This window comes from Streptomyces sp. TRM64462 (genome assembly GCF_013362995.1).
Classification (GTDB): domain Bacteria; phylum Actinomycetota; class Actinomycetes; order Streptomycetales; family Streptomycetaceae; genus Streptomyces.
The window spans coordinates 12,642-26,959 of the sequence record NZ_JABWDV010000423.1 but is presented as its reverse complement, the minus strand read 5'-3'; the positions used below and the strand labels follow the sequence as shown (position 1 = coordinate 26,959).

The 14,318-nt window shown below is 70.1% G+C and carries 15 protein-coding genes; 5 read left to right on the top strand and 10 right to left on the bottom strand.

The genetic code is table 11. The features are described 5' to 3' along the window. The first annotated feature begins 431 nt into the window (after positions 1 to 431). From mobC to HTZ82_RS26680, 3 genes are all read left to right on the top strand, one after another. Positions 432 to 869: a plasmid mobilization relaxosome protein MobC gene (gene mobC / locus HTZ82_RS26690; protein ID WP_309235699.1), complete on the top strand. Its 438-nt coding sequence runs from the start codon at positions 432 to 434 to the stop codon at positions 867 to 869. 4 nt (positions 870 to 873) lie between these two features. Continuing rightward, positions 874 to 2,580: a relaxase/mobilization nuclease domain-containing protein gene (locus HTZ82_RS26685; protein ID WP_175411938.1), complete on the top strand. Its 1,707-nt coding sequence runs from the start codon at positions 874 to 876 to the stop codon at positions 2,578 to 2,580. A 185-nt stretch (positions 2,581 to 2,765) separates the two neighbouring features. Further along, on the top strand, positions 2,766 to 3,812 hold the full coding sequence (locus HTZ82_RS26680; RefSeq protein WP_175411937.1) for a phosphotransferase: 1,047 nt from the start codon (positions 2,766 to 2,768) through the stop codon (positions 3,810 to 3,812). Here HTZ82_RS26680 and HTZ82_RS26675 read toward each other — a convergent pair. The 10 genes from HTZ82_RS26675 to HTZ82_RS26630 form a co-directional block, all read right to left on the bottom strand. Further along, on the bottom strand, positions 3,809 to 4,840 hold the full coding sequence (locus HTZ82_RS26675; RefSeq protein ID WP_175411936.1) for a glycosyltransferase: 1,032 nt from the start codon (positions 4,838 to 4,840) through the stop codon (positions 3,809 to 3,811). The two genes, HTZ82_RS26680 and HTZ82_RS26675, sit on opposite strands and share 4 nt — an antisense overlap. Positions 4,841 to 4,846: 6 nt before the next feature. Further along, the gene (locus HTZ82_RS26670) at positions 4,847 to 5,461 is read right to left on the bottom strand and encodes a hypothetical protein (RefSeq protein ID WP_175411935.1); all 615 of its coding nucleotides are present in this window, start codon (positions 5,459 to 5,461) and stop codon (positions 4,847 to 4,849) included. After that, the gene (locus HTZ82_RS26665; RefSeq protein WP_175411934.1) at positions 5,455 to 6,381 is read right to left on the bottom strand and encodes a PIG-L deacetylase family protein; all 927 of its coding nucleotides are present in this window, start codon (positions 6,379 to 6,381) and stop codon (positions 5,455 to 5,457) included. Before HTZ82_RS26665 ends, HTZ82_RS26670 begins: the two co-directional genes overlap by 7 nt. Continuing rightward, complete coding sequence (locus tag HTZ82_RS26660; protein ID WP_175411933.1) at positions 6,378 to 7,109, bottom strand: glycosyltransferase; 732 nt, start codon at positions 7,107 to 7,109, stop codon at positions 6,378 to 6,380. The genes HTZ82_RS26665 and HTZ82_RS26660 overlap by 4 nt, the downstream gene beginning before the upstream one ends. Continuing rightward, positions 7,106 to 7,990, bottom strand: a complete 885-nt coding sequence (locus HTZ82_RS26655) for an aminoglycoside phosphotransferase family protein (protein ID WP_217624603.1) — start codon at positions 7,988 to 7,990, stop codon at positions 7,106 to 7,108. The genes HTZ82_RS26660 and HTZ82_RS26655 overlap by 4 nt, the downstream gene beginning before the upstream one ends. Next, positions 7,984 to 8,871, bottom strand: coding sequence for a glycosyltransferase (locus HTZ82_RS26650; protein ID WP_175411932.1), 888 nt, complete (start codon positions 8,869 to 8,871; stop codon positions 7,984 to 7,986). Before HTZ82_RS26650 ends, HTZ82_RS26655 begins: the two co-directional genes overlap by 7 nt. A gap of 65 nt (positions 8,872 to 8,936) precedes the next feature. Further along, on the bottom strand, positions 8,937 to 9,131 hold the full coding sequence (locus HTZ82_RS26645) for a hypothetical protein (RefSeq protein ID WP_175411931.1): 195 nt from the start codon (positions 9,129 to 9,131) through the stop codon (positions 8,937 to 8,939). Then, positions 9,128 to 9,574 carry a hypothetical protein gene (locus tag HTZ82_RS26640; RefSeq protein ID WP_175411930.1) on the bottom strand — a complete coding sequence of 149 codons (447 nt, stop codon included), beginning with the start codon at positions 9,572 to 9,574 and terminating at the stop codon, positions 9,128 to 9,130. The genes HTZ82_RS26645 and HTZ82_RS26640 overlap by 4 nt, the downstream gene beginning before the upstream one ends. Before the next feature lie 193 nt (positions 9,575 to 9,767). Continuing rightward, positions 9,768 to 10,970 (bottom strand): helix-turn-helix domain-containing protein, encoded by a 1,203-nt coding sequence (locus HTZ82_RS26635; protein WP_175411929.1) that lies wholly within the window; start codon positions 10,968 to 10,970, stop codon positions 9,768 to 9,770. An 89-nt stretch (positions 10,971 to 11,059) separates the two neighbouring features. Next, the gene (locus tag HTZ82_RS26630) at positions 11,060 to 11,722 is read right to left on the bottom strand and encodes an HAD-IA family hydrolase (RefSeq protein ID WP_175411928.1); all 663 of its coding nucleotides are present in this window, start codon (positions 11,720 to 11,722) and stop codon (positions 11,060 to 11,062) included. A 114-nt stretch (positions 11,723 to 11,836) separates the two neighbouring features. On the opposite strand from HTZ82_RS26630, the gene HTZ82_RS26625 reads away from it, so the two are divergent. Both HTZ82_RS26625 and HTZ82_RS26620 read left to right on the top strand, forming a co-directional pair. Continuing rightward, positions 11,837 to 12,007 carry a hypothetical protein gene (locus tag HTZ82_RS26625; RefSeq protein ID WP_175411927.1) on the top strand — a complete coding sequence of 57 codons (171 nt, stop codon included), beginning with the start codon at positions 11,837 to 11,839 and terminating at the stop codon, positions 12,005 to 12,007. 301 nt (positions 12,008 to 12,308) lie between these two features. Next, positions 12,309 to 13,346 (top strand): hypothetical protein, encoded by a 1,038-nt coding sequence (locus HTZ82_RS26620; protein WP_175411926.1) that lies wholly within the window; start codon positions 12,309 to 12,311, stop codon positions 13,344 to 13,346. Positions 13,347 to 14,318: the final 972 nt, after the last annotated feature.

Below are 14,318 nucleotides of genomic sequence, written 5' to 3'. Positions count from 1 at the left end.
TCGGTCCCCAGGGGACGACACAGGAATGCCGACCCGGGGACCGCGCGCGTCCGGGACCGTCCCCGCCCGTTTCCGACGACGGACGAGAGTCCGCGGAGACCGGCCGACCCGGCGGCTCGGCCATCCGGGGACCGTCCCGAGGGGGACCCGAAGGCGGGGACCACCCCGCTGGGACCGGAGGGGACCAGGGCGGGCGCAACCTGCCCGACACCACCAGACGCCCCGCCCGTCTGCACTCCTCACCGGGTGCACGCCCCTCGGCGCACAACGACGAACGATCACGGAGACCCGACATGCACGACGCGTCCCATGGAGTCCCGCATCCGCAGCGGGAAGCAACCACCCCGGCCCCAGGCGCAGCAAGTTGTCGGGTAAGGAATCCTTACCCAGCCTCCACCCCGGGGGAGGCGTCCGGCGCCGAGGGGGCGCCGGTGTCGGCCGGCCCGGGGGAGCCGACTCGGGGAGGAGCCACACAACTGCCCACGCCGCACCGCCGTCTGCGCGAACCCACGCTGCGCGAGAAGCGCGTCCACCCGCGCTACAGCGACGACGAGTTCACCCTCCTCGTGACAGCCGCTCACCTCAGCCGCATGCAGGTCGGCGGCTACGTCGCCGAGACCTCGCTCGCCGCCGCCCGCTCCGACGACCCCACCGCCGCGGTCGCCGACTACCGCGCCATGGTCAAGGCGCTGATGGCCGCCAACCGTCAGCTCGCCAAGATCGGCAACAACCTCAACCAGCTCGCCTGGCACCTCAACAAGGACGGCGCCTGGCCCGCGCCGGACATCGTGGCGCGGCTGCTGGACCGGGTCGAGACGTCGATCAACGACGTGGACGTGGCCGTCGCCCACGTGACCTCCGGACGGTGACCAGGTGATACCGAAGATCATCCTCGGCAAGGGCGAGCGCGCCACACGCCGCCTCATCGGCTACCTCTACGGTCCGGGTAGCGCCAACGAGCACACCGACCCGCACTTGGTGGCGTCCTGGAACGGATTCGCTCCCGACCCCGGCCGCAGCCCCCACCGCAACCCGAAGGCGGTCGAGGACCAGCTCGCCGCGCAGCTCGACCAGCCCGTGAAGATGCTCGGCGACAAGGCACCGACGACCACGGTGTGGCACTGCCCGGTCCGCGCCGCTCCCGAGGACCCAATCCTGACCGACGCCCAGTGGGCGGACATCGCCCGCCGGATCGTCGCCGCCGTCGGCATCGCCCCCGAAGGCGACGAAGAAGCCTGCCGCTGGGTCGCGGTCCGCCACGCCGACGACCACATCCACATCGCCGCCACCCTCGTGCGGCAGGACGGCCGCCGCCCCCGCCGCGACCACGACATCCGCGCCGTCCAGCGCGAAGCCCGCAAGATCGAAGCCGACCTCGGCCTCCGCCGCCTCAACCCCGGCGACGGAACCGCCGCCAAACGCCCCACCAGCAAGGAGCACTTCAAGGCCAAGCGCCAGGGCCAAGACACCACGACCCGCGAGATCCTGCGCATGCGCGTACGCCGCGGCGTGGCTGCCGCCTCCAGCGAGACCGAGTTCTTCGCCCTGCTGGAAGCGACTGGCGTGAACGTGCGCCCCAAGACCGGACCGTCCGGCGACGTGCTCGGCTACAGCGTCGCCCTGCCCGGCGACCTCAACAAACACGGCGAGCCGGTGTGGTTCTCCGGCTCCACCCTCGCCGGCGACCTCTCCCTGCCCAAGATCCGCCACCGCCTCACCGTCACCGCCCCCGAACCGGTCACCGCCCGGCCGGCCGATCCTTGGCACGAGGCCACTGCCGCCACGGAACGCATCCCCGACCACCTCACCCGAAGCGACGACGACATCGCCCAAGGCCAGCTGGTCGCGCTCGGTGGAACCCTGGATCTCCTGCCTCTCACCGCACCGGCAGCGGCGAGGAGCGAACTCGAACGTGCCGCCGCCGCCTTCGAGCGCGCCACCCGCTCCCGCATCACCGCCGATCTCGACAGCGCCCGCGTCCTGCGCCGCAGCGTCCAGACGATCCTGCGCACCCCCGTCGCGTCACGCGACGGGGCCGGGCTGGCGATGCTGCTGGATGCCGCCCTCATCGCCGTGGCCTTCGCAAGGCACTGGCACCGCACACGCCGACACGCCCAGCAGGAGGCGGCAGCCCAGCAGGCCCTCGTACACCTCCAGACCGCGTACGCACACGTCGCCGTCCCGTTCCTGGACGATCTCGCCCGCCGCACCCCGGGCATCCAGACCAAGCAGCGCTACGCCCACCACCTTCAGCAGGCCGTCCCCAAGCATGCCGACCGCATCCTCCAGGACCCCGCCTGGGACGCCCTGGCCACCGTCCTCGCCGACGCCGAAACAGCCGGCCACAGCCCGGCCATCCTCCTCGACCATGCCCTCGGCCAACGCACCCTGGACGACGCCCGCAACCCCGCCCGCGCCTTGACCTGGCGCATCCATCGCCTCGGCCAACGCCACACACCCAGCCCCCGGGCCCAGGCAGCCATGGCCCGCAGCACCACACGCCGCCCCACCACCACAGCCCACCCGCCAGCAGCCACACCGACCGCTGCGCAGCAGCCCCCACACAGCCGCCGGCGTTGATCGGCCGATCTGTTCCGAAACGGAACAGGGCGCTTCCCGTTCATTCTCTGAACGACGATCGTGTTCGGAGAATGAACGGGGCCGCCGTTCACCGAATGAACAAGATGCTCTTGGGACGCGGTCCCACCGAGACAGCCCAGTGATCCTTGTGCGTCTGACCGGCTGGCTCCCGTATCGTCGCCTGGGTGACCGACGCGAATGTGGCGGACAGGACGCACATCCCCGCAGATGATCTTGCCGAGCTGATGAAAGCGTATGACATCGGTGGCGTGCTGGATCGGCAGCACTTGGCCGATGGCCTCATGAACGTGAACTGGCGGCTGGACACCCGGGCCGGGAGGTTCGCCCTCAAGCGGGTCACGGACGTACCGCTCGATCGGCTGCGTCGCAACCTCGCGGTCCTTCCCGTCCTGGCTTCGCACGGCGTCCCCACATGCACCCCGCTCTTCACCGTGCACGGCGATGTGATCGCCGAGGTCCGCGGTGACGTCTACTGCCTGTTTCCCTGGTCGGCTGGCAACCACGTTCGCGGAACCGACCTGTCGCCGGCGCAGACATCCAGGCTCGGCACACACCTCGCGGGACTCCATACGGCACTGGGCCGCGCTGTCGATGAGGCCGGGATGCCCGCCGTGCCGGCCTCGGTCACCGCCGAGGTGACGGAGGCCAGCCGTGCTGTCCAGAAGGCCGACCGGCTTGCCGCAGCGGTGTCGGCCAGGGGGGCGGGCGACAGCTTCGACGCGGTTGCGGGCGTTGCCCTCGAAAAGCGCAAGATCCTCCTCGACAAACACGTCCACCTGCGCCCAGAGGGAGATGCCCCCGCGGGCCCGCATGGCTGGACGCACGGCGATTTCCAGTACCGGAACCTCCTGTGGGCCGATGGCGAGCTGAAGGCCGTCCTGGACTGGGACCGGTTGGGCGTCCGCCCGTACGCCGAAGAGGTCGTCCGTACGGCACAGGTGCAGTTCGGGGTGGAAGGCGTTTTCGACCTGGAACGGGTGTCGGCCTTCGTGAGCGGCTACCGGTTGGTGGTCCCGTTGGAGCCGGCCGCGCTACTCGACGGCGCGCGCCGCCTGTGGTGGAAGCGGATGACAGACTTCTGGCAGCTCGAATTCCACTACGACCGGGGCGACCACTCCTGCGACGACCTGTTCATCGCCGACGAGGCGCTCCTTCACTGGTGGACGGAGCGGCTCGACGAGGTGGAGCGGGCCTTCGTCGGCGCTCTCTAGATCCCCAGTTCCCGGAGCTCCGGCAGGCACGGGCGGGTGAACCGTGCCGCCCCGGTCCGCGCCCGCTCCCCCAGCGCTTCGTGGTCGACGTCTCGGATCGCTCGCGCCCACGCCTCGGGGCCGGCGGTGGCGGGCAGGACGATCCCGGCGTCGCCGATGGCTTCAGGGATCCCGCCCCTGTCGGTTCCGATGGTCGGGACACCATGGAGGGCGGCCTCGACGATCACGCGGGGGAAGGCGTCTTCCACGGTGGACGGGACCAGCAGCAGTCGATGACTGCGGTACAGCGGCTCCATGTCGTACACGCGGGATACATACGTGACGTTCGGATAGGCCGCGAAGTCGGCTGAGGTATCCCACCAGCCTTCCACGAGGGTGAAGCGCTGCTCCGGCATGAGACGGATGAGCTGGTGCAGCAGCTCGGAGCCCTTGGCGGGGATGGGGTTAACCATGAGTACGGCCGGGGTGCGCGCCGTGTCCGTAACCGGTCTGGGGCAGGTGAACGGCGGGTACACAACGTCGATGCGGGTGCCGGGCTTTTGGGGTGCTCGGCCGCGGACGAACTCCGACACGGCCAGCCCGTAGTGGGGGCGGCCGGCGAGCACACCCAGGCCGGTGGCGGAGACAGAGTGCAGCAGGCCGGCGACGAGCGTGGTCGGCGTCGCCAGTTCCGCCAGACTCGCCGATCCTTCCTGGGCGGTGAACACGGCATCGGGGCGGAGGTCTCCCAGGAGGCTCCCGAGCGCGTGTTCCACGTTGTTCTGCGTCAACGCGGCGCACTCGACCCCGTTCCACCAGTAGCGCAGGGTGCCGTCCGCCTCGTCGTACGGGACGCGATGCCTGTCGAGGTGGGCGCGCATGTCGGAGAGCTGGGTGGCTCCGTCCCAGGGTGCCTCGTGCGAGCCGAGGTAGGTGACGTGCCAGCCGGCGGCGGCGAGCTCTTCGGCGAGGAGCTGCTGGGTGACCTCGGCGCCACCGATGAGGAAGGGAGGCGGGGTGCGGCGCCAGGCGAAGAGAGCGGTGGGCATCGGTGCTCACCTCGCCCAGAAGCCAATGAGGGCTTCCACGGCCCGGGCGACTTCGTCCGGTCCCGCGTCGGCGGCCAGCACCGTGACCTCTCGTGTCATGGGCTGACGGGGCGTGTGGACGAAGTAGTCGCGGGCGTGATGGAGGAAGCCGGGCTCGTGGAGGAAGTACTCGGACTCGGCGGCGGTGTGGCCGGCGGTCTTGCGGCGGAGATGCAGCGTCTCGGCCGGTACGTCGAGGTAGAGGGTGTGGTCGGGGCGCAGGAACGGGAGCATCTTGAGCCGGTGGCGGAGCTGGTGGTGGACGCCGTATCCGAACAGGGTGTCCAGGGCGTACGCGTGGGCGAGGAGGGTGTCCACGGAGCGGTCGAGGATGACGTGCTGTCTGCCGCTCGCGGCGGCCTCGGCAACTCGGGTCGCCTCGATCTCCATGAACCTCTCGAAGGCGGCGAGTTGGGCGGCCGCGGAGTCGGTGCGGGCCGGAGGGATGTCGTCGCGGTGGGCGATGTGCTTGACGTAGCAGTCCGAGACGAACGCCCGCGAGCCGAGGGCGGTGTGGCGGAGGTGGCGTATCGCCGTGGACTTGCCGGCGTAGGAGGGCCCCTCCAGGGCGGTGATCAGCACGTCGGCGACTCCGTCCGGTAGAAGCGCTCGGCGTAGAGGCCGTGCCCGTCGACGAGGTCGGCCGCCGTGGTGAAGGCGTGCCGGATCGGCCGGTACATCTTCCGGGCCGGGTGCATCTGTGAGCCGTGCATCCGCAGGACGGTGACCTTGTCCAGGACGACGTCGGTGATGTCGACCAGCTCAGTCCGCATCGTCGCCCCCGTACGTGTACGGAACAGGTGCTGATCGCAGCCGGCAAGCGCGTACGTCGCCCAGAAGGCGAGGTCCTCCCAGAACCAGTTGCAGCCGAGGCGGACGGCCGCCTCGTGGACGAGGAGGTGGTCGGGGTGGCGGGTGACGGCGGCGGGCGCGAGGAGTTCGGCGCCGGGGTGGGCCGCGACGATCCGGCGAAGCTCCCCGGTGATCCGGTCGAGCAGCTCGGGGTCGTAGGGCCGGTACGGGGGCTCGGCGTCCTTGCGGCCGAGGAGGTGCCGGCGGGCGGCGAACGGTGCGAGCGCCGCGGCGCCCTCACGGTCGCGCAGCTCGGACACGGTGTCGACGTCGGCGTACGTGGCCTCCATGGCAGGGTGCACGCTTCGGGACCGGGTGAAGACGGTGGCCACGGTCAACGGGCGGGGGTAGGCGAGGAAGGTGCCCGAGGCGGAGAGCGCGAAGTCGTCGTGGTGGGGCTCGATGACGAGGACCGGGCGGCCGGTGGGGGTGCGGACCTCGATGTAGTACGGGGCGCGGGTGTGAGGTGCCGTCACCTCCAGCACGCGGTGGTCGTGGTTCCGGTGGCGGGCGGCGAGCTGCTGGCTGTGCGTCTGGTGGGCGCGGTGGAGGTCGTCGGGGAAGGCGTAGATGCCGTTGCCGTCCGGAACCGGCAGGTCGGCCGCGGGCTGGGGCTTGGGCTGAGGCCGCACAAGGGTCTCCTTCGTCATCGCACGGTGGTCTCGTACCAGTGGCGCCACATGCGGGGCGACCGGAGGCGCAGGCGGGCGGTCACGGGGTTCTGCCACCAGAGCATCCGCAGGCTCGACCACTGGTCGTAGCGGCGGGTCGACGGGCGTACGCGCAGCTCGTCGAGGATGGTCACGGGACGGTCGGTGGCCTGGCCGTGGGCGGTGAGGCGGGCGAAGAACTCCACGTCCTCGCTCATGAACAGGTCGTCCCTGTACCCGCCGATGTGGTGGAAGGCGTCGGCGGTGCAGAACTGGTTGACGCCCTGAGCCCCGCCGCGCCGGGTGCGGTAGTGGTCCCAGTACGCGCACAGCAGGCGGGCGCCGAGCCGTTTGGGCGTGTAGAGCGGGGGGATGGCGCCGCCGACGGCCCCGGCGTCCATGGCGGCAGCAGCAGCGGTGACCGCCTCCAGGGGCAGGGCCACGTCGGCGTCGGTGAAGAAAAGCCGGCCGCTGCGGGCGGCGTGCGCTCCGGTGTTGCGGACCCGGCCGATGTTGCGGACGGCCTCGGTGACGACGCGGACTCCGAAGGAGGCGGCCATGTCGGCGGTGGCGTCGGTGCTGGCGTTGTCGACGACGATCACCTCCCCGGTGCGGCCGGAGGTCTCCTCCCAGCGGGCGAGGGAGGCGAGGACGGAGGGCAGGTAGCGGGGCAGGTAGGCGGCCTCGTTGAAGGCCGGGATCACCACCGACAGGGCAGGGGTGCTCATCGGTACGTCCTTTCCGGACGGGATACGCGGAAGAGGTGCGGGGCCCGTCGGCTCAGCTCGTCCAGGCGGCCAGCCCACCGGACGCGGTCGTCCCCGGGTTCCGAGTGCGCCCAGCAACGCATCGTGTGGAAGACGGCCCAGGCCGCCAGCTGGTGGTGGTCCAGGGCGAGCGGGTAGGCATCGGTGACCGTGCGGGCCCGGGCGGAAGCGATGGCTCCGGTCATGACCAGAGTCTGGGCCACGTCGGATTCACGCGGGCCGACTGCGGCGTCGGTGAAGTCGACGAGATGGCGGACGGCCCGGGGGCCGGCGATCACGACGTTGTCGCCGTGCAGGTCGCCGTGGCACCAGACCGGAGCCGCCGCCGGGGCGTCGGTGATGGCGGCCAGTGCGGGCGCGATGCGGTCCAGGGTGCTGGGTGGACAGCGACGGCCGAGCGAGGCGACCTGCTCGTGGAGCGGTCGGCGCGGGGCCCACGGCCGGACGGGCGCCCGGTGCAGGCGGCCGAGCAGGCCGCCGAGGTCTCTCAGGGCTCGCTCGTCGCTCACCCGCCCGGAGCGCACGGCACTGCCAAGGGTGAGCGGGCCGAGGTCGGCGGTGATGAGGGCGGTCGCCTCGTGGCCGGGGACGTGTCCGTACGCGAGTACAGCCGGCACGCGGACGTGTCTGGCCACGGCCCGGACCGCCGCAGCCTCGGTGATGGCGTTACGGCGGGCGGTGACCGCGTACAGCTTGATCACCACGCTCCGGCCGTCGGTCAGGAACGCCCGGTACACGACCGTCCTCGACCGTGCGGACAGGCGGTGCGCGCTGCGGACCGGGACGCCGACCAGGCCGAGGGCGGCCCGCGCGACGGCCGCGGGTACGTTCGTGTTCACCATGCACCCGCCGGTTCCACGCCGATGGCGCCCAGGCGACGCACGTGCCGCAAGGTGCTCGACAAGTGCCGTCGGTACTCGGCCACGTCCTCGGTGGCGGGGCAGTCGCCCTGCCACGGCTTCTCGGGGCCGACGAAGTGCACGAGGGCCGCGGCCGGGTCCGGCCTGAGCGGCCGTGTGACGACCCGGCGCACCCAGTTGCCCCGTTCCAGGAACCGGCCGGTCTCGAACCGGTTGAAGCCGGCGTCGACCGGACGCACGCGGCCGGAGTGCAGGAGCCACAGGTTCAGGGCGTCCTGGTCGTTGTGGAGGATGTGGCGGCGGGCGTGGACGAGCGCGTTCTCGACGCCCCTGCGGACGGCGGGCATGTGGCCAGTGTGGGTCCAGAGGACACCGGCGTTGAAATAGGGACGGCCACGCAGGTGAGGCCAGCGCTCTGCGGCCCCGGGCAGCGCCGGGCACTCCCCTACGGCCGGGTTGAACTCGTCGCGTACGGCGCCGATCTCGTCCTCTGCGAGGGAACCGAGCGGCTCGGTGATGTCTCCCCGTACGAGCGCGTCCGCGTCCACGTAGATCAGATAAGGCCGGCGGACGAAGTCCGGCATGAACTCGAACCGCAGGTAGGTGGTGACAGTGATGTACGAGGCGTCCGCCATACGCGAGGCGCGCAGCGGAACGCGGCGCCGGAGGTCGAAGGAGCCGAAACCGGTCCGCTTGGCGAGGTCGGAGAGGAGGAGGGCCTGCGTCGGGGTGAGGTCGAGGGTGAGCACCCGGACCGCCGCGTTGCGGCGGCTGACCGGCTTGAGGCTGTCGGCCAGGCCGGCGATCGCGGCGAGGCCGGGGACGAGGTACTGCTGGTCGATGCAGAGACCGAACGCGTACACGAGGACGTCGCCTTTCGGGCGTGGTGCACGGGCGGGACGGAGAGGCAGACGACGAGCGCGGCAGCTCACCAGGTGTTCCAGGTTCCGGACGAGGCCAGGACTTCGAGGCTGTCGGGGTCGTCGGTCTCCCAGTCAGGGCCGCCCCCGGCCAGCGGGCGCAGAACCCACACGCTGCCGCCGGCGCGGACGTCGGTGACGATCGCCCGCCGTCCGTCGCTGTCCCGGACGACGTCGCCGACCCACGCACGCTGGTCGCTCACGAGATGCCTCCCTCATGCGTCTCGGTCTGCATGAACCAGCCGGAGGCCGCGTCCGCAATGTCACGACGCCGCCGGACCTGACCGGCGGTTCGGCGGGCCGGGGTGCCGTCCGACGCGTCCGCGAGGAACCTTCCCCGGTCACGGAGGAGAACGCCGAGAGCCGCGAACTGGGCCGCGTCGGACGCGACATGTGCCGGGCCGCTGACGACGACGCCCCGGATCATCCCGGCGGACAGGGCGGCTGTGACGGCCTGCCAGCCTGGCCGCTCAGCGAGCGGCAGCGCCGGGTCGGAGTCGGACCAGACACCGGCGAGGTGCCAGTGCCGAGCGTCGGCGTAGTAGCGGCCACGCTCCTCGCTCTCACTGCGGGCGGTGGAGGTCGTGGCGCAGGAGTAGACGGCAACGGGTACGTGCCCGAGGCCGCCGGGCGGGTTGTTCGGCATGCCTCAAGGCTGCTGATCTGCGGTGCTCGGGCCCAGGCACGGCCCGTCGCAGCGGAGCGACTCCGTACCCGGCTCGACTGTCACGCCCCGTGGCAGCGGAGGCGGGCTCGCCCGAGGAGGTGCCACGGCCCGTGGCAGCCGCGTTGATGGCGTCCTCGTAGCTACTACGAGCCGTGGCACTTCGGCCCGTACGTCAACGTACTCCGAGTGGTACGCCCGCGGAGTTGGCCAGCCCTCGAAGCCGGTTGACGGACACGCCGGCAAGCCTGCTGATGATGACCCCGGGAAGCATCTGGTGGCGCACCCACCCGGGAGCCATCTCGCACACGGCTTGGAGAGTGTCGGCGGCGGCCTCCCACCGTCTGCATTCCACCTGGGTGAGGGCGACGTCCAGGCCGTAGCGGGCGCGCGTGGCCAGGGGGACGCTGGCATCCAGGCGGACGGTATCCATGAGGCGCAGAGCTCCGCCCGTGTCGCCGAGCGCCACCGCGATGCTCATCGCCTGCGTGGCAGCGTACATCGGCCCGTACGGCTGGGCGTGGGAACCGCGGGCGTGCTCGTCCCCGATACGGGCGGCGACGGCGTGCGCCTGGGAGAGGTACTCACGGGCGTTGTCAGCGCTCGCCCCGCCCCGGGAAGCAGCGACGGCCGCATTCGTGACGAGCTGTCCGTAGACGCTGAGCCGGTCCGGGTCGTGCTCGCTCATCTTGGGCTCGATCCGGTCGGCTTGGGCGGCTGCGAGGAGGAAGCCCTGCTTGGTGCGCCCATCGCGGAGATTGACCCACGCGGTCGTGGCGGCGAGATGGGCGTCGCGGAGGTCGTCCCCGACCTGGACGGCGATCTGTCGGCCGTACGTCAGCGCCGCGTACGCCAGGTCCCGCGAACCGAGCACATTGGCGGCCATGCCCGCGGTCTGGAAGGTGTCAATCAGGACGCCGGCGGCGGCTTCCCGCTCGTTGAGGCCGGCGGCATCGAACCTGGCGCGGGCTTCTGGAAGCAGCCGCCCGAGGAGGGTGCCGAGCTCGGTGTACCGCCCCTCCCAGTAGGCGGCGTCCGCGCGACGCACGACTGCCCGAAGCTCCTCGACACTGCCCGGCTCAATGTCTGCGGGGATGCCGATGGCAGCGTCGTGGGTGGCCGCGGACACCAGGCGCAGAGCGGCCCGCTCGTCACGGTCCATGGACCGGCGCGGCGCCTGCTGCCCGAGGAGCACTGCGATGTCTGTGCCGAGCGCATCGGCGATCGATAGCAGGGACGGCAGAGAAGCCGTCCCGCCGCGTTCGAGCTTGCGAACGACACCGACGGACACGCCGGCGGCCTCTGCTAACTGCTCCTGCGTCATGGCACCTCGCAACGCCTTCAAGCGCTCAGAGGTGGTGTACTCCGACCACTGCATCCTTGAGAACCTCCGTGTGATGGGCCCCACACGGACCGTACTGGCAGCGACGCGGCAGTGGACAGCCCTTGGCCAAAGGGCAGTTGCGATCAAACGGTGAGCTCTGCCGTGACGCCGAGAAGTGCCTCCAGCTTGGCCACTGCCATGTCCTCGTCGGCCATATGAACGGTGGCGATGCCCAGCTCGGCGGCCGGCAGAAGGTTAACCTCATGGTCGTCTACGAACACGCACCGCTCGGCGAGCAACCCGATCCGCTCCAGGGCCAGGCGGTAGATCGCCGGATCCGGCTTCGCCAGCCCTTCCAGCTCGGAGACGACGTGCACGTCGAACAAGCCCCAGATGCCGACGTGCTCGTACGGGTTGAACGGGTCGAGACCAAAGCTGTTCGAGAGCAGCGCAAGCCGGTGACCAGCGGCCCGGGCGGCACGCGCGAGCGCGATCATCCGACGGGCCGGCGGCACCTCGGCCCATGCCCGCCCCATCAGGTTCACCGGATCCACATGCTCACCCAGCAGAACGGCTGTGCCCTCGTTCCACTCGGCCTGCCCAATTTCTCCGATCTCCAGCGCTGCGTACAGACGCCGCCCTTCGGGGTGGTCGTTGAGGGTGCTGCGCCACGCCCCCGGTTCCAGCCCCTGGGACACACACCAGGCGCGGTGTATGGCGTTGGGATTGGCGGTGAGCACCCCGGCGAAGTCGAGGATCAGGCCGCGCTGCTCATGCCCGTTCGGCGAGGCAGTGCTGTGCGACATGCGGTGTCCGTCCTTACGCGATCGGTCTCACGGGGGACGCTACCGCGCTGTCGGGGCAAAGGTGTTCTCTCTCGCAGACCATGCGGCCCGCGCGAGCGAGAAGGGAAGCGCGAGGTGGGCGTCGGTGCCGGTGCCCTCGGCCCGGTCGCCGTCGCGCTCGGCCACGACCTGACAGGCCGCTACGGCCCGGTCCTGCTGCTGTGCGCCTCGATCCCCATGGGCGCGGCCGCACTGGTACTGCTGGCCCGCGAACCAGGCGCGGAACTGCCCCGGCCTCCTGAGTAAACCTTCATCGTGAGCACCACTCGGAGGCACTTCCCTCCTCTCCGGTGCTCCTCAATGACCGGTCCAGGTCACGCCCCTCCGAGGTGCCCTCTGTCCGAGTACCCGGATCAGCACCCGACTGCCCCAGACTCAGCAGATGCCCTGCTTCTCGTTTCACTACATCAGCACCACTGGCTCCATGAGCACGAAAAATCCGCCCACGGATCCGCCTCCCAACCGATCCTCCTAATGCGCAGGTTCGCTCCCTGCTTTCAGTGGCGCCTCGTAGCGTGGTGGCACGAGCGAGTCGAGAGGCCACGTGATGAATCCGAGCTACTACCGGAACCAGCTGGAGCAGAAGCAGAAGGCGCGAGCCGCTGCGGACAAGAAGGCCGGCGAGTACCGGAAGAAGGAGGCCGACAAGCGCGCTGCCGCTGCGAAAGCTCAAGCTGCCGCTGCGAAGGCGTCCAGCCTGTCTACCCGGAATAGCAAGGTACGGGAGGCGGAGCGCCAGGAGAACGCAGCCAATTCCGCTGCACGCGAGGCGGCTTCGTGGAGTGGGAAGGCGGCTCGGTTCAGCAAGGAGGCGGCAGACATCCAGGTGAAGCTGGCCAAGGCAGAGCAAGCCGAGCGCGACCGGGACCGGAAGGATGCCGAGCGTAAAGCCGCTGCCGAGCGAAGGAAGATCAATGACCGCCTGTCCCTGACCGAGGGACGCGTCGAGAGCGCGCTGCGGCAGCTTCGGGAGCCTAAGAAGGAGAGGTTGCGCGTGCTGATGCTGGGTGCCGCCTCAGGCGGCGACCTGCGTGTCAATCGAGAGCAGGCACGCATCCGTTCGGCGGTCGAGAGGTCGCTTCACCGTGATCTTGTGGAACTGGACGTTCATCCTGCCGCGACTGTCGAGCACCTCCTCGATGGTCTCACCAGGTTCCGGCCTCACGTGGTGCACTTCTCCGGTCACAGCGACAAGGATCTGATCGTTTTCGAGCAGGACCTCGACGAGCCGCACGATGGGGCCATCGTCTCCGCTCGTGCCTTTTCCAGCGCCATCAAGGCAGTCGACGCGCCTCCACTGCTGGTATTGCTGAACTCTTGCCACTCTGCGGCCCAGGGCAAGCGCCTTGTCGAAACCGTTCCGTTCGCGATCGGTATGGCTGACGAGGTCGATGACACGGACGCGATCAACTACGCCGCTCGCTTCTACACCAGCGTGGCAGACGGTCAGTCGATCCATGCAGCCCACATGACAGGGCGAGCCATCGTGGAGATGATGGGATCACCCGATCACGAGCTGCCAGTCCTCACCTGTGCCTCGGACGTTGACCCCAGCGCAACCTTCCTCGTACGGCCGCCCCAGTGACGCCCTGATCAAGCAGGCTGGCAGTCCTCGTGGAGGAGGATGGCTCTTGCAGAGCCGGGTGTGCCGCAGCGTGCCAGTAGGGCCGGATAACAACGGTCATATATCGCACTGGTACGTGAGCTGGCTCGACCGCACCGAGCAACAGCTCGAGACCTGACTGGGTGAGGACGATGCAGTACTGCGAGCGCCATGAAATGCACAACTGCGCAGACTGCGCTCCCCTCGCACCGAGCAACAGCGCGCCCACCAGCGAATGGGACGGCTGGCCGGAGACTGCGATCATCATCCACGCCAGCGGCAAGGCCCACCTTCCTGGCTGCATGCACATCGTCCCGGCCGACATCCAGCCACCCCGCTATGGCTGGGTCCCCGCTCCGTCCCCCGGGGCATGGCGCCGTCTCGCGCCCTCCAACCCGCTCCGCGCCACGCAGGGCAACGCCGAGCGGGTGGCTGTGAGCCGCTGCGAGAGCTGCGACGCGGCGCGATAGGGACGCTTGATCCCGGGCCGCCGTGGCCCCGTCCACGCATTCTCCAACCTGCCCCTTGGGGTCACGGGTGGGTCTCGTCCACCCCGGCCCCGAACGGGATCTGTCGTAGCCAGGACACATTCAGCCCGTGTCGGGCAGGATCGGATGGGTTCGCCAGACATCTCACCTAAGGGGTCACCGCGTTGAACGCGTCCACCGTCCAGAACGCCCGCCGCTTGGTCGCTCTCTTGGCCACAGAGGACCCCGAGATGTCTGCGCGTGAGCTGCTCGAGCGCATCGACGAGTTGGCCGCGAGCATCAGCTCGGCCACCGAGCGGTCGGAGTGTCGCAACTGTCGGAAGCCCATCGAGCTGGGCCCCGGCGAAGACAACTGGGTCCATTGCAACCCTGCCCGCAACCGGGGCTGTAGGGCAGCGTCCTTTGACTACGACGCGGAGTCCGCGTGGGACGACTCTCTAGCCCGCTCTTGGAAGGCCCAGCCTTC